This is a genomic window from Bradyrhizobium sp. IC4060, from assembly GCF_020193715.1.
GTDB lineage: Bacteria > Pseudomonadota > Alphaproteobacteria > Rhizobiales > Xanthobacteraceae > Bradyrhizobium > Bradyrhizobium yuanmingense.
Genome location: NZ_JADYVJ010000100.1, coordinates 1 through 419 on the forward strand (window position 1 = coordinate 1; position 419 = coordinate 419).

The window sequence follows — 419 nt, forward strand, 5'->3', positions numbered from 1 at the left end:
ATCTTATGTACATGGCTGTAGCAGCTTTGGTTTTAAACTGGGCAATTATTAGTTTTACCCATTTAAAATTTAAACGTTCGATGAAGTTTGAAAATAAAATTGCCAAATTTCCTGCCCTATTTTCACCTTTGAGTAACTATATCGTTTTGACTTTTATTGGCATGATTTTATATATCATGTGGACTCAAGGCTTTGAAAAGTCGGTAATTCTCATTCCAATCTGGATCGCCTTTATGTTTGGGCTATATACAATTTTGAGTTGGAAAAAATCACTCTAATCTTCAAATAAGGCTTATTCAAACAGGATAAGCCTTTATTATTTTGGGGTTTACAAACAATTTGCCTTCAGAACAAGCCAATCATGCCATATGCCTATTTCTAATTTAATTCACAATAAATTAATTCTGAGATATTTTATG

1 pseudogene is annotated in these 419 nt (G+C 31.3%); it reads left to right on the forward strand.

Annotated features, from left to right (window positions below):
- A pseudogene (locus I6F16_RS37665) lies at positions 1-278 on the forward strand (amino acid permease); the annotation flags it as partial.
- Between the last annotated feature and the right edge of the window lie 141 nt (positions 279-419).